Here is an 18,807-nt window from a genome sequence, read left to right on the forward strand (position 1 = left end):
ATTGTTTAGTAGTTTGATAGCCGTTAAAATTAAACGTGGTTAACGTAGCGAATCATTGGATTTGCCGCTTTAAACGTCGCCGGTACTGCTTGCGGTAACTTCGCCTCGTAAACCGAGCCGCGCACGATGACTTCGCCGACGATTAAGTCTTGGTCGTAGTCGTTCGTGAAGTCTTCGTTAAGTACCGCGAAGTTGTCAAACCCCGATTCCAGCGTGCCGGGCACTGACTCGACATAAGGCTCGAATTTGCCCGTCGTTGTATTGCGCGCGATAATCTGCCCAACTTCGTTGTAACCTTTCGCAAACTTCGTGTGGTCTAATGTCGCGCCACCTTCGATATACTGCAAATGTTCCGACGCGAGAATGTTCTTACCGCCTTGAAACGCTGTTTTCTTGAATACTGGTCCGTATGCCATTTTTCATCTTCTCCTTAAAATAATTTGTTTTTGATACGTTCAAATGCCTTGACTCCGATTTCCGACCGGTCTTGTGTTTCCGTCTTGCTCCGTTCGCCGTTGCCTAGCGGTGGATCAACGTAGGTCGGCTTAGGCGCGATAACTGCTTTAAGTCCTTCGATTGCTTGCGTCAGTTCTTCGTCTGATTCGCCCGCAATAGTGCCGCGCAATAAAGCTACTTGCTCGTCTGTGTAGCCGGCTTTAGCGAGCAGTGCGTCTTTCTTAGCGTTCAGCGCGTCCGCCTTTAATGCCGCTAAGTCCGCTTGCGCCTTTTCATACAGCGACTTAAATTCGTTCTGTTCCTCCAGCTTCGTCCGTTCTGCCGCTTCTTGCGCCGCTTGTAGCTCGGCTAGTTGCGTCTTTAACGAGTTTGCCTCGTCCACTTTCGCCTTGAAACGGTCGTACGGTACTTTATTGTCGACTTCGGTATCGGTTTTTTCCGCCCCCGCAGGCGTATCGTCGACTTTCGTTTGCTCTTCGTCCTGTGCCGCAAATGTCTGCAAATCTAATCGTAACCATTTTCGCTTGTTTTCCATGTCGAAAACTCCTTTCGTTTTACGCCCGAACGGCGAATTAGTCGGCATAGTTTAACGACTTTGCGGTCGCGTGTTATATTTCATGTACGGTCAAGGCAGTATACCGGTACCTAATGCGGTATGAATTAGTTTCCGTCAATGCCGTACGCACCTTTAACTCGCGCGTATTTTGCGGCGTGTATACTACGGTAAACGTACCTAACCCGCTGCCTGCACTACAAATTCCAGCGGCGTAAGTGTCCGTCGGTACTGCGTCTGTCGCGGTGTCGATCAAGTAAAATGGAATCCCGATAGCGCCCTCGCTAATATTGTCCATTTCGACGTTACAAGTGATTACGTACGTTTTTCCTGCTTCTAACGTAAAATGCCCCGTTGTTTTGTCGTACGCAATAGTGCCGCCTCGGTGGTTATCGAATACAATCGTATGTGTACCTGTAATCGTTTCGTCGGTAGTTTTGTAAGCCTGTAAAAACTTACGGTCCGGCTGTTTTGGCGTATATACAATGCCATTGATCGTTAGTTCACCCGCAGCATTGACGCCTAGCTTTGCGAGACTGTCCGCGTTAGCGTGTCCGTGCGCTTTCATCACTGCGTCGTCAATTTGCGTAATAGTTGACGTAGGCTTGTCCGTTAGTTCTGCGTACGATATTCCGCTAAATACAAGTCCATTGCCCGCGACCTTTACGACTTTACCGTCCGCGCCCACATAACTTGTCGGCGTGTCTTTCAGCGCCGTAAATGCGTCGGTAAACGTAAATTCACCGATAAATTCCCATGTTCCAAATGCGCTGGAAAAGACGTACATACTGCGCCCGCCTGTCCGGCTTTCATCCGCAAGTACAACCGCCAAGTCGCCGTTATCTTTGGCTACAACTGCGTTTAAATCCGCGCGCGTCTCGAATTTACCGATATATTTCATGCCCGCAGTTAGTGCGGTTAGGCTGTCGTTAATACCGTTAATCTGCGTTTGGATATTGCCGCTAGTCCCCGCGAGCCACGCGTTAATGTCCGCGACTCCAATGAGCAAGCCGTCCATACTACGGACTGTGAGTTCGCGTCCTTCAAGCGCAAGTGTTACGTTGTCGATACGCGTTTGGAAAAACTGCGGTTGGTCGATTTCCGTTTTCGTATAGTAACGGTCGTCGTGCGTGTGTGCTGCGGGTACTTCACCGCCGCCTGTCGGATTCATGACGTAAACCTTGTCGACCTTCGAGTAATTCGGCGTGTTGTCGACTTGGTATACTTTCTTAGGCATCCTCGTCGTCTACCCCCTCTCCGTAAGCCGCTACGCTAGTATTGCGTCGGCGCGTTCGTTCACTTTCGATTTCCTGCGTCTTGGCTTGGATATTTTCGACGCCCAAGCGCTCCATTGCGCCTTTGTTCGACTCAAATCCTGCCGCCGTTTCCATTTCGAGTAATTCTACGAGTTCCTTGCGATTGTCCGGCAACGGTAAGACAAAGCGTATTTCGTTGTCGTAATGCGTGCCGATTGCGCGTACAATGCCCTTGTCGTACGCAAATGATGGCGCGTCAAGTCTTGCTTGCATATAGCGGACGGTCTTCGCGTGTAATTCCGCCAATGCGTAGCCCCACGATAGCCAGTGTTCCTCGGTGTCCGTGATAATGTCGTGGAACATGACTTGTAACGCTTCGCCGTTAAGTCCGCCAAAATTCAGTTCTTGCGGCACGATTTGCGGTAGTCCGCTGATTTCGTGCATGGCTGCCTTAACGCGCATGTATTGATCCTTGAAGGCGTCCTTCCAACGAAAGCCGGATTCAACCTTTTTAATGTCCGCCGCCTTTGCGTCATTGCCACCGCTTATCTCCGCGAGTGCTCCCGGCGCGACTTGTATGTTTGCGCCTGCTCCCGGCGTGGCGTTCAAGATTGCCGTCATCGGGAACATTTCGAATTTCATAGAATCAATTGCGTCCTCGTTAAGCTGGTTAAGCACGTCGTTCTGCTCGCGTAGTGCGCTGATTTCCGACTCACCGAGCGTTTGCGAAATCAATTCGTTTACCGCAAACTCTTGTAACGGTATAAAGTCGAGTCCGAGCGCCGCTTCTTCTTGTAACGTCTTAATAAGCGATAAGTCACTTTCGCGGTAAAGTGCGACTTTTAAGTATGCCTGTCCGTCTACAAGGCGATAGCTTTCGATTTCTAACGCGTCGACTTCCTCGCCTTTAAATTGCGCGCGTTTACTTTTAATTAGGTGCGCGCCGATTAAGTCCTCGAAGTCGTCCTCGGAATAAACCGGCACATACTCGGAGTCCGGTCGGAATATCCAGCGCATCTTGCCCGTCGCGCGATTAAATGCGATTTTACAAACGACCCGATCCGCAATTAAACGGTCACGCGCGGCTTGTACCAACTTAGTCCGCATCTTGTTCTCGTCCCACAGGCGATATAGTAGGCGCTCAAAGTCCTCGGCGCGTTTGTTCTCCGCTTGCTGTGCCGCGCTTGGCGTGTAGCCTTCCATTAATGTCGCTTCAATTGCGTCAAGTTGGCGTCGCGGTACGCTAATGCCGTGCTTACCGCCCATTTGCCAGCGTGCTTTACGGTCGACTATCGCTTTAAAGTAGTTCGTCGCGTAGCGCGTGGGGTCGTAGTCAAGTCCCGGTGGCCGCTCAACTTCCGACGCGTTCACGAGTTCGCCGTATTGATTGCGGTGCTGTTTGCCGCTGTAATAAGCGTAGTTGTCGAGCTGCCTGTTAATACGTTCAACTGTCGTCTTACCTAGCGCCTGCTGAAACGGGCTAAAGAGCAGCGTGTCCATGTCTTGCGGCGTCATGACGTTATAGTCTGCGCGCAATGTACGTGTTTTTGCTAATAAGTGAGTTATGTTTTCCGCCTCCTTTCTACCATCGGTTCATGCGTTTGACGGTGCGTACCGTTGCTTGTCCGCTTTTGGCGACCATCGTTAGCATAGATACTGCGTCGGGAAAATCATCGTGCTTGTGCATCGGGTACATTTCGAATTGCTCCATTTCCGGCGAGTTCTTGAATTTCGCATGGAACCTGATTTTACCGCTTTGTATGTCGGGCAGTAACGCTTCTATCCGCAATGCCTTCCGCGTCCTTTGCTTAATTTGTTTAACGCGCGTGTGTGCCGGATAGCCCTTCGCCTGCAAGCGTTCCGCCATCTTGTCCGCAATAAATTCTTGAGCCATTTGCGCCTCGACCGCAAGCCCTTCGTATTGCTTTTCGAAAGTCTGCGCGACAACTTCGTCGATAAGTACGTCGGGGTGGCACCGCTCCATGAAGTTGTCGAAAATGTAAAGCGTGCCTGTTTCCGTGTTCACTGCGCCCGATACTATGTCGGAAAAGTCGCCTTTTTCCTTGCCCATTGCGATGTCCACGGCGCCGTAATTTAGCGTCTTAATGTCCGCTAGGTCGTCGTCGGTGAACCACGTTATATATTCCGGCTTGAATATCTGCCGTTCCTCGTCCGTCGGGTTGTTCTGATACTCCTGGTTAAACGCCTTGATTCCGTTTTCTTCGCGAATAACGATCAGCTCGTAATACGTAAAATAGCCCGGCCATAGTATAGCCGCGCCTTCTAACATTTCGTCCTTATGTTTTTCGTAATACTGCTGCGCCGCATCTGCCGCTTGTTCTACGTCACTGCGGTATATCTTGCGCCATTCTTCCCACAAGTCGCCGCGCGTCGAGTACGTTTCAATTGCCGCAAACTTTCGGCTTTCAAAGTCGCGCCGTTCTTCGATGACGTAATGCAATAGCGAGCCATAGCATAGGATAGTACCGAGGTATATGCAAATGCCGTCCTTCGCCATTGCCGGCAACATTTCCTCGCGAAACCACGTCTTGGACTTTTCGATAAGCTCCGCCGTGTTCGTCGATTCGTCCGACTCCAAGTCGTCCAGTATAAACATGTCCGGCCTTGACGCGCCGTGCCGTAGTCCGCGCGTTTGTGTGCCGAGTCCCTTCGCCTCAACTTTCGTATTAGACGCCGTAATGTATTCGTATTTATTGTCAAGATCGTTACGCGACGGCTGTACGTGTAATAACTCACCAAAGTCCTCGCGCAGCTTGGCGTTTAGTTTCAATTGGAACTTGCCCCACGAAATAAAGTCGCCCGCTACGTCCGTCGTTTCCGAGAATAGTACGATATATCGGCGCAACCTATACACGATTTGATGTACGAGGTAAATATTCGAGAGCCATGCGGTCTTAGCGTGTCGTCTAGGGCACGCCCACGCGATATTGCGTTTAACTACGCCTTTTGTGACGTCGTTAAGCATCTCACACAGTTGCCGGTGAAAGTCCGCCGCATTGCCGACATGTACGCCCGCCGGTATTAAGTTCTCGTCGTTGTCCGGATTGCCGTCCGCGCTAAAGTATTCCATGCCGAAATAAAGCACGTCGTGTTCGCCGCGATGTACGCGTTTCAGCCGTACAAGTTCGCGCTTGTCAGCAATTAACGTATCGACTTGGCTAGGCGTTAGTAGGCCGGCTTTGTGTAATTGCGCCAGCTTGTCCGCGCGTGACTCAATTAACGCAATACGTGCAGCGCGTGCGTTATAGTCAAGCCAAGCGCCGTTAACATAAGCCAATTACTCGTCAACCTCCTTCAACATTGCGTCGAGTTCTGCGAGTTCAGCCGCTAGTTCTTCGTCCGTACGTGCGCCGCCTTGCGTTATTTCAACGCTATGCTCCGACTTGATGAAGCCCATCATCTTCGCGTAAAGGTCTAGCGCTTTCTGCGATGGCGCTCCGTTAGTGCCGCGCATAGACGTAATAAGTGCTTGCGCGAATAAGCCTACTTCGTCGCCTAAATAGTCCTTCGCGACTTCCTTCTTAAATTCGATAAACGCCTGGTTCTCCTTGCGCCATCGGTACAAAGTTACGCGGTCAATTTCGAGTTCCGCTGCGATTTCCTCCTGCTTACGGCGCTCCTTGTACGGTAACATTTCGTTATCCAACAGTAAGTAGGCGGCTTTCTGCTGCTTGACCGTCAATTGTTCTGCGAGTTGATCGCGTCTTGTTTTACGTGCCACTGTCCGACACCTCCTTTCGCATGTTTTTAGGCGTTCTAGCCTTTCGCGGTGTATTCGTATAGGTAAACGCTTAGAGCGTCTTTTAGCATGGGTTTACTATGGCGTAATCAATACGCCTACACCCCGACTTTAAAAATCTTGGCGGAATTGTTTGCGTGCTTGGTGCGCGGCTGCACTTCCGACCGCCCCCGCCCCCTATGACGCAGCCCCGGCGAATGTATACGATATGCAAGTTAGCGTCCGCAAACAAACATTATGTAAACCTAGCGTAGTCCTAAACGCCGTCACTACGCGCTTTCACTTCTGTGCGCTTATACAACGTTTATACAACGGCATACCTACGCGGTTTATGCATTAGGCGCGTAGCATACGCATGCATATTTATACAACGCAGACCCCGTGAGTTTTGGACGCCTTCATGCGGTGAACGCGTCGCTTGCTGATTTCGCAATAACTGCGTTACACCTACGTTTAGTACCCGGTCTTAATATCTACTATATAGTGCGCGCAATAATAACGCTTTAATTACGTTGCAACATTCGTATAATCTACGTCCTTAGTCGAATGCTTTACGCAGCCCAAGCGATATAGTGTGCTGTACTGCGCCCTACTTACGCTGTGTAGCTTCTTATCGTCGTATAAATAGAACGTTATACTGCCGTCATTGTCTACGCTTTCTACTCGTACTAGTCCGACATAAATCAGATAAACGGTATCACCCGCTTTAAGTGTGTCCTTTGCGTTAGCCATACGTCACACCTCCGTTAGTAATAGTACGCCTATGTACGTGGCTTGCTACGTCGACATAAAAGAATAAAACCTTAAAACCGTTGTCGTCGGGCAAGCCCTCCGACTGTCTATGTATTAATATTCTATTGCGCCATCTTTTAAAAGAACACGCAAACAGTCAATAAACACAGACAGTCAGAAAGGCGCAAGCCTTGATGACAACGGTTTTAATCACTTATCTATTTAGGTATTAATGCGCCAAACGGTTTTACTCGTAAGAATGTCTGACTAAGATATCCCAAACGCACCTAAAACGCCCACTAACCGCACCGCTACGCCGTTTACGCCACTTTTCGTAAGGGACGTCAAGGGATGATAATTTGCGAATATAAGGACGTCAAGGGATGGTATTTTTCTCAATAAGTTCTCAATTAGCTGAATAACGCCTTTAAAGCGCGCAGCCCTTCGCCGTCGCCCGCATAGATTACGTATGGATTTACGACGATCCGATACTTGCGTCTGTCGTGCGGATTTTCAAAGAAACCGAATACGGGCTTTCCGTTAGCTTTGACGCGGTTTAGAGCCGACTTTAACTTCTGCGCGTTCCCAAAGTCGAGTAGCACCGCCAGTTTATCTAGTGACATCGGACGTACCAATTCCTCTTTCGACTCGTCCGCATTATACGCTATAATATTCGTTTGAAAGTTTACGAACGGCATTATTGCGTATATTAGCGCTAATTGACCGAGCGAACGGCCATTGTATTCAGCGTATAAACTGCGTACTGTCTTGCGGAACATGCGCGTATATTGAACGTCGTCCAGTTCGTATTGATAAGACTTTATTCCTCCGCGATAGAATACGGAAGGGTTTACGTGGATAGTACCGTCCTCTGCTTCCTGTATGATATCCTCCGTAATCATGCGCGAATAGAACTCATTAAAACGCTTGCGCGACATATTCACCAACGTATGCAGTCCGTCCTTCTTAATCGGTACGCCATTCTCGTAACGTAGCTCACCGTTCTCCCATGCTATAAACGTACCTACGAACATTAGGCGCGCTAAGTCCGGCTTAAGTAGTGAGGGAAAACGTTCTTCAATCATGCGCGATTGTCGGAAGAAGGCGAATACAAAGCCATCATTCTCCGCTTGGTGCGCAGTTAGGTCGTTAATTACGTCTAACTTACGTACTTGTGGCGCTGATAGGACGGGTGTAAACTGAATACGATTCGTCACGTCTTTGCCGTTCAAGTCCGTTGCCGTACCGTCTCGTACCGTCACATTAGCGGCGGTAGCGAATAAGCCGCGCTTAACTTTCGGATGCAAGTCGCGCCACTGTATTACGTTATTCATCGGACGGCACCTCGCTAACCTCGATAATACCTCGATAAGCGTCACGTATGATAGGCAATACTGGGACGCCCACCCCTATGTTTTGATGCGCAACTAGTACGGCAAGCATCGCTTTAGCTTCGTTTTTGTTCGCAGCTTCAACAATTTCTTCGAATACTCCGCAATTACGAAAGACTAGTGTGGATTCATTCATATTAACTAAGTCCCACGGATCATCTGCGTTCTTTACTACGTAACTCCAGTCAAGGCGCTTCTCATAGCGTATTTTATATTTCTTTAGTTTCGACACATCCATCGCTCCCTTTCGATTTCCCCTGCGAATAAACACGAAAAAGGACGGTAGGGATTCCCGTCCGTTCGTGAGCGCTAGCTAGGCGCGCACTATTTCCGCAATGTAAAAAGACGCCACAAAGGGCGTCCGCGCATTTGAGGCTATTAGCCCTTACGGCAGCGCAACGCCGGATCGTATTAGCTGCGTCGTGTTGACCGCAAGATTAGTCCGCGCAACCGATAAGATTTAGTCGGAATACAATGCGCTAGTTTTACGTCTATCGGACGGTAAAATTTCGTATTTTCACTTACACCCTTATAGGTACGGAATAGCGGAGAATACAACCTCACACACTATTTTTGCGCCATATATACTCGCAAAGTACGCAACGCGGCGCGTACGAACTTAGCTACCGCCTGCTGCGTCACGCCCATACGCTCGGCAGCGTCCGCCTGCGTCAAGTCCTCGAAGTATACGAGGTCGATTGCTTCTCGTTGTCTTTGCGTCAAACCTGCGTTATCAAGCGCATCATACAACGTAAGGTAACGCGCAGGCACCAGCGCATTGTCGCGGTTAGGCGTCATAAAGTCGTAAATGCGGTGCTTAATGCCGTCACCGCCGCGCTGCCGTCCGATTGTCTCGTCGCCCTTACCGCCAGTGTATACGTCGCCTAACGTAGTCTCGCGCTTATGACGTAGCTTTAACTGCGTGTCGCTAAGGATCGGATTTTCTACGATGTTCATTTTATCGAAGTGACTCCAAGTTAAATAGTCGTGCATAAGCGTGTCGGCTGCGGCATCAAGTAGCGCGCCATTACGTAGTGCTATTGGCGGATTGCGTAAGGCAGCGTAGTGCTCCGCCTGCGCCTCGGCATATGCGCGTGTAGCGTCGTCTAGCGGCTTGATTGCGCCCTCCGCTGTGATTGCGCCTGCCCTTACTTGCTGACGCGTGTGTGCGACTTCTTGAGCCAGTACTGCGTTATAATCTAATGTCATGTAATTACCGCCTCTCCGTCGTCGACGAAACAACCGCAGCCGCCTACGTCGAACATGTCGATTTGGTCACTACCTTGCGCATGTTCTTCGCGAAGCTCGCGTAACGTTAGTGGACTCTTTACGCCGTTCCGCTGTCTGCGTAATATTGCTACGTCTTTATCGAGGAAATCCCGCATTTCCTGCTCGCGCGCTTCATGGTACGCATACAGCTCCGGCTTTTGTTCGAGTAAATTAACGAAATGCCCTTGACCTGCACGTACGCAAAATCCTCCGCAGTTATTGTGCGAGAATCCCATACCGTAAAGGCGCGGAACTTCTATGTCCGCCGATTCCAAAGCCTTAACTGCGTCTATTTTCGTAAGTAACGGTTCTTCACACATCGGGAATTTAACTGAATATGGCGCCCAATTCTCTACTGGCGCTTTTGTTCGATGTTCTTCCGTCCAGTCAATTCCGAGGTATAGCGTGACTTCCCCCGGCGCAAAATTCGCCTCGATGTATTTTCGCGCCATATCCTGCTTCAATATGTGCGAACACTTCGCTAAACGAGAATTACCGAGGAATCGCGTAGACTTAAATACGTCCCACGGATCAATGCCGTCATTTAGCCAAATAAATCGGGGTATTCGCGCCGATACTTCAACAGCTAAATCCGAAAGGTATCGTTTACGTTCGTCCATCGTCTCGTAACTCGTCGCAGGAATCGCGTTAGCTTTGGCGATTAAGTCAACCGCAGATATGCCGTACATTTTCGATGTGGATTCGATTAGAAACCGGTACAAATCCTCGTCCTCAATTAGCGTGTCAGTGAACAGACAGATAACGTTGTCCGCGCCATACTTCGCAATAACCCGCACAGCCGTCATCCAACTACCTAGCCCTCCGCTGTAGAATATAACGTGTTGATTCGTCATTATCTCGCCCCTTTCGTTAATTGCGTGTATATTTCCTTGTATTAACGTCCATAATGCGTTATAATAGCGTAAACGCGAATCACTAAATATTGAAATTGAACGGAGGTAGTCCGCACATGCCCAACGAACTCACACTACAAACCGTACTCACGCCCGCCGCAATAGACGCCGCACTCGCCGGCTTTACGTTTGCGTCCGCTGACGGCGCGCCATTTATAACGCTAGATACGCACCGGCGATTCTACTTCAACACGGCGTTACGCAAAATGTTCGGCCTGCGCGCGTATAGCAAGGTCGCCATCGGCTACAATGCGGCAGACAAGACAATCGCCATACTGACGAAGCACCTCGACCGTGTGCCGCTTAATTACGCCTACGTGCTGGACAAGCGCCATTATGCGTCAGCGCGCAAGTTCTGCGCCGAGTTTCGCATTGACGCAAGTAAAGGACCGCTCACGTACGCATTTGATCGAGGTACTTCGACGGATGGCGTTTATATATTTCGCTTGGTTGCGCCTACCGGATCCAAGCGCAAGTCATGACTTAGGTGAGCCTATAAATCCTTGCGCAAGCAGTGCGCCGAATATCGCCTCTAGTACGCTAACTACGATGCTATTGCCCGGTAGCTTATATAGCGCCGACATCGGTATGTCCGTAGACGCTACCCGGTCGTAATCGGCATCCGTGAAGCCTAACAAACGCCAACATTCTCGCGCGGTAATCTTACGGAGAATACCGTCGTAATAAACGGCTACATTAGGGTTAGTTGTTAATGTAGGCACCATACCGCGCTGCACACGTCCGCGCCTTGTTTTACTGTTAGGGCGCTCGACGTTTATACTGTCGCCGTTGAAGACTTCTTGAAAACCACGCTTTGTATTCGCCTTAATATATAGCTGGCCGTCTGACTCGAAGAATAGCGCAAGTTCATTCGACGACAGTGCGTATTCTTCCGGATTTACGCTACGATCAATATATTCGAGTAGATTTTTCGTTAATGGCTGCGGCTCGGGAAAGTGAAATGCACGGTCATCCAGGACGCTAATAGTAAAAATACGTTCCCTAGACTGCGCCATACCGTAATCTTTAGCGTTAAGTATCTTGAATGTATTTCGATATCCAAGACGCTCCATAGTCGTTAAGTAATGGTCAAAATGCGCTATGTGACGCTTAGACACGAGTCCCGTAACGTTTTCCCAAATTACCACTTTAGGGCGTGGATTAAGTTTGCGTTCGATTATTTCAAGTGTCCGCTCATATAGGATTGAACGGCCCGTGCTCACGTCGTTCTTACCGTTTGTAGACCAGTCCTGGCAGGGACTCCCGTGAACGAGTAAGTCTACGTTTAAATTCCAATCACGAACATCTTGCGGACAATACCCGTTATCGAATATTTGATTATACGCCGTTACCGCATATGGCAATATTTCTACGTAATCAATACTTTTTAATCCGACGCCCAAGTTTTCAAGCGCTTTCCTCGGCGCCCCTATTCCTCCGAACAATTCGAGTATCTTAATCGGCAACCTAACGCCCACCCTTCGCCGTAATCTCGCCTTTCAACGCATCCACCTGCGCATATAAATCAACCAACGTGCCGTTATTGTCAATTTCGTAATCTACCGCAAAGTTATCCACGGCAAGCTCCGTCTTATGCGCCAAGTCATGCACGGTAAAGTCGTCGCCTGCCGCTATTGCGCGTTTAATACGCAGCTCGTCCGCTGCATTGACGCGCACAATTACGAAGCCATTAGCGCGACACCAGTCGTATTCATTCCGCTGTCGGATGTCGGTAACTACGATACCTTCGACATGGCGCATGTCTGCGTACACTCTATACGCGCGCTCCAGGTGCTTTACGTAAATGTCTTCGTCATATTCGCGCAATACATCCATGAACTGATATAGATCGCGCGGCTTCGGTTCGCGTGGAATCCACGGAAAAGCGTCGTGCGCTACCCGCTTTAATGCGTCACCGAACGCAATAGTAGCGAAGTCGTGCCGTAATGCCAAACGCATGGCTAAAGCGTCCTTGCCTGCGCGTAACTTACCGACGAGTGCAATCTTAATTGGCTCCGTCATAAGCGCGCCTCCAAATCCGCAATGTAGCGATTGAGTTCGTTAATTTCATGCGCGTGTTCGACGCGATGCTGTTGCTCGACGGCTAAGCTGCGTTCTAGCTCCGTTACGCGGCGCGCTAGGTTTGCGATTAGCCTCGTAAATTGCTCAACTGGCGATACAATTTCGTAATCACCGGCGTTTACGAACGCTAGAGAGTGTCTACTAGGCTTATAATTAACGTATACATCGTCTTTATCAAACCCTTCGCCATAAACATTCGGATCTATTACCGTAAATACTTCGCCTACCTTGTCGTTATACCACGCAGGCTTGTCCGAGCGTTTAGTTATCCGCACTTTGTCGCCTACTTGCGGCTTTACTGGCATTGTTTCCTCGACTAGTTCGTACTTATGGAAGTCATCATCGCCTACAAACCATGTAAGCCTACCTTCAGTCTTAAAGTTCGCGTCGCCATCTTTATCCACTTTAATTACTTCGTACACTCCGCCAACTTTCATTCCGTGACAGTAATCATCCTCACCGCCCAAATAACGTATTTTATCGCCAACTTTCGGCATTTCCTTTAACATAATAACGCCTCACTTTCCGCGCCGTATGACGCTAACTTTTACGTCTTGCCTTCCGAACTTTAACGCTTCTTCGCGCGTTTCATGTGCAATGTCGATAATAGCGCCTTTTATAGCGCCGCCTGTGTCCGCTGATACCGCTTCGAACGACGTGCCGTCCGCTAATGTGACGCGCACTACCGAACCGAGCGGTAACAGCCGAGGATCAGTCGCAATAACACGTCTGCCGTCCTTATAGATTGACTTGCGTAAGTCGTGGCCGTCCGCGGTAATGCCCGAACAGCCGGAGCAGTAGGCAGTGTATGCCGTAGCTGTAAATAACTGCGCCTGCCCTACGTAGGCTTTACTGCGGCTTACTTGCGGCTTGGCTTGTGCTTGCTTACGCCTTACTTCCGCTTCTGCCGCCTTAATTGCGTCAAGTCTTCGCCTTTCTTGCGCCGCCTGTTTAGCGGCAACCATGTCCGCCTGCTTACGTTCTTCCAGCGCGTCCTGTAAGCCAGTGTAAACGCTGGCGACCGCGTAAGCAGGCGTTATGGGCTGAATGTCCGTGTCGTCGCCTTCAACCGCGTCTACTGCGTCGGGCGGGCGCACCAATGAGTAATACCACGTTGTCAGGGCGATTAAAGATACGACGATTGCCGTTTTAATGCGCCTCATTCCGCCGTGCCGCCGATCAATGCGTCGATACTGTCGGGGAACTTCTCGCGCGCTAGTTCAAGCACGGCTTTTGCGTACGCCTGTATTTCGACCTGCGAATCAGCGGCGAGCCTTTGCGCGATAAAATGAGCGACGGATTGAAGCGATGCCGTCCAGTAGTAGCGTACGTACATTCCGTAGGCTGGTAGGAATAGACGCGCTTGCTCGGCGCAGATTCCACGTTCCATAGCCTTTTCATATAACGCCGTACCCGCGTCTATCATCGTCATTAGAAGTTCTGTGTACCTATCTCCGATTTCCAAGTCGACAACCTCACCGCTGCCTTGCTTCGAGTTTGCCGGCGCGCTACGCCATTCGTCCGGCTTTGGCACGTAGAACTCCACTTCCTCCGTAATGTAGCGCCGCGAGCTTTCGTTCCAAGCCGTCATGTTATCGCCAGTAGCCTCTTGGAACGACGATCCTGCTACATATTTCCAGTGCTGTCTTGCGACCATGAGCGGAGCGTAAAGTTCGAATTGTAGTGACGCGTGCCTAAACGGTGATGTGTGTCCTTCGCGCGCAAGGAAGGCGATTAACCTGCGGTCGCCCTCCGTGAGTTCTTCCGATTTCTTGTCGTACGAAACACGCGCGCTATTTACGATAGTTAAGTCGTCGCCCATTACGTCGTGTAAGATTACGTAGCCTTTATCTAGTACGTCAATGCGTTGTGTTTGCGAACTTGCGTAGCTCAATTATTCGTCCTCCTTCGGCGTAAACTCCGCCACTTCGTATTTAACATCCGACATCATGTGTGTCTTCATAGCCGCTCTCGCTCGACCTTCTGTTGTATACGCGAGTACCGAACGCGATCCCGAACCTTTGACGTAGTGTCCGTCACTTTTGCGGACAATCACGTAAATTACGTTATTCATATTAAATCCGCCTCCTTCACGAAAACGCCTTCAATCATCTTTCCGCGCCTGTCCTTAATCTCGTCGTAAGCAATGTCGATACATTCCTCGATAGTAAAGCCGAGCTGCTGCGACAGGATCGTCATGACAACGTACATATCTCCGATTGCGTCTTTCGTAAGTACTACGTTGCCTTTCGCCAGTCCTTCGAATAACTCACCGAATTCTTCGCCTAATTTAAGCGCCTGTTTCGTCGGGTCTGCCGTGTGCAAGTTGCGGTCAATCGCCCACTGGCGAATTAAATCCGTCTTTGTAATCGGCGCAATGGGCTTCGGCCGAACCTCCGCGCTCGGCGGCTTGAAGAAGTCCTCGCGTTCTTTTGAATACGTCATTGTGCGTCCTCCATTCTTTTATCCATTCATTCGCTTTAGCGCCTCGAATATCCGACCCGTCATCGAATTGTATATAACACTCGCCAATATTACCGTGGCCGCAACACGCGTTTAGGACTCCCGGAAGACCGCCTATACAATAGTCATGTCCGTCTTCTGTGTTATAATTAGAACAATGTCCGCAAGGCCTACTCTGCCAAGTATCAATAGTAGGCTCCTTGGTATCGCTATACACCCACTCGCCGCCGACATATTCAATAGGATGTCCTCGTAAACTGCTTATCGTATCAATCGAACTCATTCCGCTGAACCTCTTTCACAGTATATAGCTCGACAGCATCGAGCCTTACACCTGCGACGGCTTCGTCCGAATAGCAGTAGTATTGCGCGAACAAGTCCGCTCTTTCTTCGTTTAAATCCTCTTCTAAACGCGCCAGGGTTTCCTCGTCAAGTCGCAGGTAATGCTCGTTGCCGTTATCCGAGTAAACTCTTACATGGTATTGTTTCGTCATTTATGCGTCCTCCTTACGTTTAATTTCGGAAATGATGCTGTGTTCTGCGGAAAATACGATGAATATTAGCGCAAAAATTAACTGCGGCAAATAGTCGCTTAGTAAGTATAAAACTACGTGCGCGGCCGCAATAAACGCCCAAATTATCGCGTGTATAGCGTGTGTTTTCGACTTCATTCCGCCACCTCCCGCATATCACCGTCATCATCGAAGTAAAGTCCGTTACGCGCCGCAATTGCTTCGACTTCTACGTAGTCCGGCTCCGTCGTAGCGTCCGCGATTATTGCGAGCAAGCGCTTGAAGTCGCGCCGGATGCGTCTATTGCGGATTGGTGAGTTAGCCATAATTACGCCCTCCTAATCGGTAGAATTAGTGCGGTCAAGTTACCGCCAGTAAACGTGAACGGGCGCGCCTCGCCATAAAAGTTGAACTGTACTTGCGTTAAGCCTGCGTCTTTGCATAGCGCTAATGCTTCCGCTACATATTTAGCTGACGCGTACATTGTGCGGGGTTCGCGACTATACGTATTACTTGCCTCATACTTACATGCGACAGCCGCACCTTCTCCCGTAAACATTGCGAGTCCCTCGTCGTTAATTTCGAACACGATCATATCCGTAGATTTGTCGATTTTACCAGCGTTTTCAATCAGCTTAACGGCTTTTTCCGTAGTCACTACGTCAAGGGACGCTGTATACATCGCCGCGTCAGAGTCAGGTATTAGGCGCAATACATCTGGGTAATTACCGTCAATTTGCGCACCTGTTCTCGGACATTCAACCTTTTCGTCACCTTCGTACATATCCGACGCGAAGTAAAGTCGATGCGTGTCCGTCACGGCTACGTAGTTGTCGCGGTGTAGTACGCCGCCCAAGATAGGGCGCGACTTGCAAGTTGGCGACTTCACCACCTTTTGCGCGTGCTTCATAAACTTTACGTACGGAATTTTACTCATATTATCGTCCTCCTTACTAGTTATATCGTTTGAAAACGGCGACTGCGGAGTTATTTGCGTGATTTACCAGCGCAACTTGTCCGCATGTCGGCTGATTTCACCGCGGAAGTTTACGGTTAACTCGCATACTTGCGCCATAGACTGCCCACGAAAGTGTTCTAAATACGGTACGAAACCGCTCTTTGACGGGTCAGCTAAATCGTTTTGCCCGTCATGCCCGATCATAATGACCGTAACTGTGTCGTGGCAACGCGTCAGCACCTTTTTAAGCTCTCCCCGCGTCATGTTCTGCGCTTCATCAATGATTAGCGTACAGTCCTTCAAGTTAATGCCGCGCATAAATACGTGTGACTTCGCAGTTACCCACGCGCCCGCATTAATAAAGTCCGGGTTATCTTCGCGGTGAATGACAAGTCGCGGGTCCTCGCGAATCTCCTTTAGCGCGTCGATCAATGGGACGATATACTTCGATTCCTTTTCCTCGATATAGCCGGGCGTGTAGCCTAGCGCATCTTCTTCGATTGGCGCGAACGTATAGTACATCGGCTTGTCGAGTAACTTCGCCGCAGCGACGGCCAGCGTAGTCTTGCCTGTGCCGGCCTTTGCATTGACGATGGTTACGTTATTATCGAATATAGAATCGACGTAAATGCGCTGCTCGTCCGTAAGTTTAGGCGCAAATCCGAATAGTAGGTTGTCGCTTGGTAATGGCATAGTTTAACGTCCCCTTTGCGTTATAGTTTAAGCCTCACATGCCGAGCATAGCTTGTCCTTGCTGAATTGTTGCGCCGCGTTAGTACTGTGCTGGTAGTACAGCGTTTTAACTTCGTTTTCCCACGCGTGCAGATACAAGTCGTTGATTTCCTTCGCGGTCGCATGTGCGCTAATCATAACGTTAAGCGACTGGCTTTGGTCGATGAACTGCTGACGTATTGCCGCTTGGTCGATGATGACGTATTGATTAATTTCGCTGAACGTCTTGAATACTTCGCGCTCATGGTCGGTTAAGAACGTCAAGTGCTGTACCGAGCCGTCACGATCACGTATACTGTTCCACGTGTCGCGCGTATCTTTTCCGTACTTGGCGAGTACTTCCTTCAAATAAGGATTGCGGATAGTAACTTTCGCCTTTGCGACGTCCTTAACGTACGTATTCGACCAAATCGGCTCAATTGACTGCGACACTTGGCCGAGGATAAATGCGGAACTTGTCGTAGGCGCGACGGCTGTTAACGTCGTATTGCGTCGGCCATAGCCTTTTAAGATTTCCGGCTCGCCGTAAAGTGCCGCAAGTTCTTCCGACGCCTTGTATGCGCGCTCTTGTATGAATCGGAATATCCACGCGTTTAGCTTCGTCGCGTCTAGGCTTTCAAACGGTATGGATTTCGACTGTAAATACGAGTGCCAGCCGAGTGCGCCGAGTCCTAGTGCGCGGTTAGCTTTCGCAAAATTGTATGCGCGTTCCATAAATTCGAACGCCTTACGATCCTCGCGCTTGTCCGAATCGCGCAATGCTTCTAGCTTCGTCAAGAACTCCGTCATTACTGCGTCGAGGAAGTAAACCATCGTTTCTACTGCGTCCGTGTCCTTCCACTCGTCGTAATGTAAAAGATTCATTGACGATAAGTTACAGACGAACGACCAATCGGCGTTATCAGGCAGGTTTATCTCGGAGCAAAGGTTGCTATGCGAAATCCACAGCAGTAAGTCCTTGTACACGTCGACCGTATTACGATTAACCGTATCTTCGAAGAAAATATACGGATAGCCGATTTCTACGCGACGTTGAATCACCTTCGCCCATATTGCGCGCTTATCCGCGTCACCCGCAATCATATCGCGCAGCCATACGTCCTTGACCGTGACACCGTGCGTTAACTCTTGTATCGGGTCGCCTTCCGTGCCGATGTTAAGGAACTCATGAATGTCCGGGTGGTCAATCGGCAGGTACGGCGCAAAACGACCACGGCGCGTACTGCCTTGCGAAACTACGTCAATGATCGACTCAAAAAGTTTCATAAAATGTACGGCGCCGGACGACTTGCCGTTATTCGTAATGGGCGCGCCGCGGTGTCGTAGGGCACCGAAATATCCGCTAGTGCCTCCGCCGAACTTCGACATCATGCCGACCTCGGCTTGTGCGTACAAAATGTCGCCCATATTGTCCTCGATGTGCGAGCCGAAGCAACTGATCGGTAGTCCGCGCGCCGTGCCGAAATTCGTCCATACTGGCGATGCCAGCGAGTAATAGCCACGCGCCATGTAGCCGTAGAACTTATCGGAAAAGCCGTCGATGCCGAGTATGCGCTCCGCCGTGTCTGCGATTTCTTTAATACGCTGTTCGGGCGTTACTCCTGCCATTAAATAGTCGGCTTTTAGGAAATTGCGGCTTGTTTCGTTTAGCCATGCGAAATCTTTCGTCATTCAATCGTCCCCTTTTCGTTATTTATAGTTGTGCAGTTTGGTCGTACTGTGAGTCAAA

The 18,807-nt window shown here is 49.8% G+C and carries 23 protein-coding genes; 1 reads left to right on the forward strand and 22 read right to left on the reverse strand.

Going from position 1 to position 18,807, the window contains the following annotated elements; genetic code table 11:
* Positions 1 to 29 precede the first annotated feature (29 nt).
* From ACVHUV_RS13285 to ACVHUV_RS13330, 10 genes are all read right to left on the reverse strand, one after another.
* Positions 30 to 416: a hypothetical protein gene (locus ACVHUV_RS13285; protein WP_462084895.1), complete on the reverse strand. Its 387-nt coding sequence runs from the start codon at positions 414 to 416 to the stop codon at positions 30 to 32.
* Positions 417 to 430: 14 nt separating this feature from the next.
* Positions 431 to 991 carry a hypothetical protein gene (locus tag ACVHUV_RS13290; protein WP_462084896.1) on the reverse strand — a complete coding sequence of 187 codons (561 nt, stop codon included), beginning with the start codon at positions 989 to 991 and terminating at the stop codon, positions 431 to 433.
* A gap of 73 nt (positions 992 to 1,064) precedes the next feature.
* Positions 1,065 to 2,246 carry a hypothetical protein gene (locus ACVHUV_RS13295; protein ID WP_462084897.1) on the reverse strand — a complete coding sequence of 394 codons (1,182 nt, stop codon included), beginning with the start codon at positions 2,244 to 2,246 and terminating at the stop codon, positions 1,065 to 1,067.
* The gene (locus ACVHUV_RS13300; RefSeq protein ID WP_462084898.1) at positions 2,239 to 3,780 is read right to left on the reverse strand and encodes a phage portal protein; all 1,542 of its coding nucleotides are present in this window, start codon (positions 3,778 to 3,780) and stop codon (positions 2,239 to 2,241) included. Before ACVHUV_RS13300 ends, ACVHUV_RS13295 begins: the two co-directional genes overlap by 8 nt.
* Positions 3,781 to 3,847: 67 nt before the next feature.
* Positions 3,848 to 5,563, reverse strand: coding sequence for a phage terminase large subunit (gene terL / locus ACVHUV_RS13305; protein ID WP_462084899.1), 1,716 nt, complete (start codon positions 5,561 to 5,563; stop codon positions 3,848 to 3,850).
* Positions 5,564 to 6,007, reverse strand: coding sequence for a phBC6A51 family helix-turn-helix protein (locus ACVHUV_RS13310; RefSeq protein ID WP_462084900.1), 444 nt, complete (start codon positions 6,005 to 6,007; stop codon positions 5,564 to 5,566).
* Between the two features lie 1,160 nt (positions 6,008 to 7,167).
* Positions 7,168 to 8,091, reverse strand: coding sequence for a hypothetical protein (locus ACVHUV_RS13315; RefSeq protein ID WP_462084901.1), 924 nt, complete (start codon positions 8,089 to 8,091; stop codon positions 7,168 to 7,170).
* Positions 8,084 to 8,380 (reverse strand): hypothetical protein, encoded by a 297-nt coding sequence (locus ACVHUV_RS13320; protein ID WP_462084902.1) that lies wholly within the window; start codon positions 8,378 to 8,380, stop codon positions 8,084 to 8,086. The genes ACVHUV_RS13315 and ACVHUV_RS13320 overlap by 8 nt, the downstream gene beginning before the upstream one ends.
* Positions 8,381 to 8,715: 335 nt before the next feature.
* Positions 8,716 to 9,357, reverse strand: a complete 642-nt coding sequence (locus ACVHUV_RS13325) for a sigma factor-like helix-turn-helix DNA-binding protein (protein ID WP_462084903.1) — start codon at positions 9,355 to 9,357, stop codon at positions 8,716 to 8,718.
* The gene (locus ACVHUV_RS13330; protein WP_462084904.1) at positions 9,354 to 10,271 is read right to left on the reverse strand and encodes a hypothetical protein; all 918 of its coding nucleotides are present in this window, start codon (positions 10,269 to 10,271) and stop codon (positions 9,354 to 9,356) included. Before ACVHUV_RS13330 ends, ACVHUV_RS13325 begins: the two co-directional genes overlap by 4 nt.
* Before the next feature lie 116 nt (positions 10,272 to 10,387).
* Here ACVHUV_RS13330 and ACVHUV_RS13335 point away from each other — a divergent pair, with 116 nt between their 5' ends.
* Positions 10,388 to 10,813 carry a hypothetical protein gene (locus tag ACVHUV_RS13335; protein ID WP_462084905.1) on the forward strand — a complete coding sequence of 142 codons (426 nt, stop codon included), beginning with the start codon at positions 10,388 to 10,390 and terminating at the stop codon, positions 10,811 to 10,813.
* On the opposite strand, the gene ACVHUV_RS13340 is transcribed toward ACVHUV_RS13335, so the two are convergent.
* The 12 genes from ACVHUV_RS13340 to ACVHUV_RS13395 form a co-directional block, all read right to left on the reverse strand.
* Positions 10,808 to 11,797: a DNA cytosine methyltransferase gene (locus ACVHUV_RS13340; RefSeq protein ID WP_462084906.1), complete on the reverse strand. Its 990-nt coding sequence runs from the start codon at positions 11,795 to 11,797 to the stop codon at positions 10,808 to 10,810. The genes ACVHUV_RS13335 and ACVHUV_RS13340 overlap by 6 nt on opposite strands.
* A gap of 1 nt (position 11,798) precedes the next feature.
* On the reverse strand, positions 11,799 to 12,353 hold the full coding sequence (locus ACVHUV_RS13345; protein WP_462084907.1) for an AAA family ATPase: 555 nt from the start codon (positions 12,351 to 12,353) through the stop codon (positions 11,799 to 11,801).
* Complete coding sequence (locus ACVHUV_RS13350) at positions 12,350 to 12,922, reverse strand: hypothetical protein (RefSeq protein WP_462084908.1); 573 nt, start codon at positions 12,920 to 12,922, stop codon at positions 12,350 to 12,352. Before ACVHUV_RS13350 ends, ACVHUV_RS13345 begins: the two co-directional genes overlap by 4 nt.
* Positions 12,923 to 12,931: 9 nt before the next feature.
* The gene (locus ACVHUV_RS13355; protein WP_462084909.1) at positions 12,932 to 13,378 is read right to left on the reverse strand and encodes a 3D domain-containing protein; all 447 of its coding nucleotides are present in this window, start codon (positions 13,376 to 13,378) and stop codon (positions 12,932 to 12,934) included.
* Positions 13,379 to 13,572: 194 nt separating this feature from the next.
* Positions 13,573 to 14,307 carry an FAD-dependent thymidylate synthase gene (thyX, locus tag ACVHUV_RS13360; protein ID WP_462084910.1) on the reverse strand — a complete coding sequence of 245 codons (735 nt, stop codon included), beginning with the start codon at positions 14,305 to 14,307 and terminating at the stop codon, positions 13,573 to 13,575.
* Positions 14,308 to 14,487, reverse strand: a complete 180-nt coding sequence (locus ACVHUV_RS13365) for a hypothetical protein (protein WP_462084911.1) — start codon at positions 14,485 to 14,487, stop codon at positions 14,308 to 14,310.
* Entirely contained in the window at positions 14,484 to 14,783 is a 300-nt protein-coding gene (locus tag ACVHUV_RS13370; RefSeq protein WP_462086914.1) for a MazG-like family protein, read from the reverse strand. Before ACVHUV_RS13370 ends, ACVHUV_RS13365 begins: the two co-directional genes overlap by 4 nt.
* 362 nt (positions 14,784 to 15,145) lie before the next feature.
* A complete protein-coding gene (locus ACVHUV_RS13375) occupies positions 15,146 to 15,370 on the reverse strand; it encodes a hypothetical protein (protein WP_462084912.1) in 225 nt (74 codons plus the stop codon).
* Between the two features lie 173 nt (positions 15,371 to 15,543).
* Positions 15,544 to 15,714 (reverse strand): hypothetical protein, encoded by a 171-nt coding sequence (locus tag ACVHUV_RS13380; protein WP_462084913.1) that lies wholly within the window; start codon positions 15,712 to 15,714, stop codon positions 15,544 to 15,546.
* A gap of 2 nt (positions 15,715 to 15,716) precedes the next feature.
* Positions 15,717 to 16,325, reverse strand: coding sequence for a hypothetical protein (locus ACVHUV_RS13385; RefSeq protein WP_462084914.1), 609 nt, complete (start codon positions 16,323 to 16,325; stop codon positions 15,717 to 15,719).
* 63 nt (positions 16,326 to 16,388) lie between these two features.
* Positions 16,389 to 17,039: a PhoH family protein gene (locus tag ACVHUV_RS13390; protein ID WP_462084915.1), complete on the reverse strand. Its 651-nt coding sequence runs from the start codon at positions 17,037 to 17,039 to the stop codon at positions 16,389 to 16,391.
* Between the two features lie 27 nt (positions 17,040 to 17,066).
* Positions 17,067 to 18,749 (reverse strand): ribonucleoside-diphosphate reductase subunit alpha, encoded by a 1,683-nt coding sequence (locus tag ACVHUV_RS13395; protein ID WP_462084916.1) that lies wholly within the window; start codon positions 18,747 to 18,749, stop codon positions 17,067 to 17,069.
* Positions 18,750 to 18,807 lie beyond the last annotated feature (58 nt).

The sequence above is a fragment of the Sporosarcina saromensis genome, assembly GCF_054901285.1.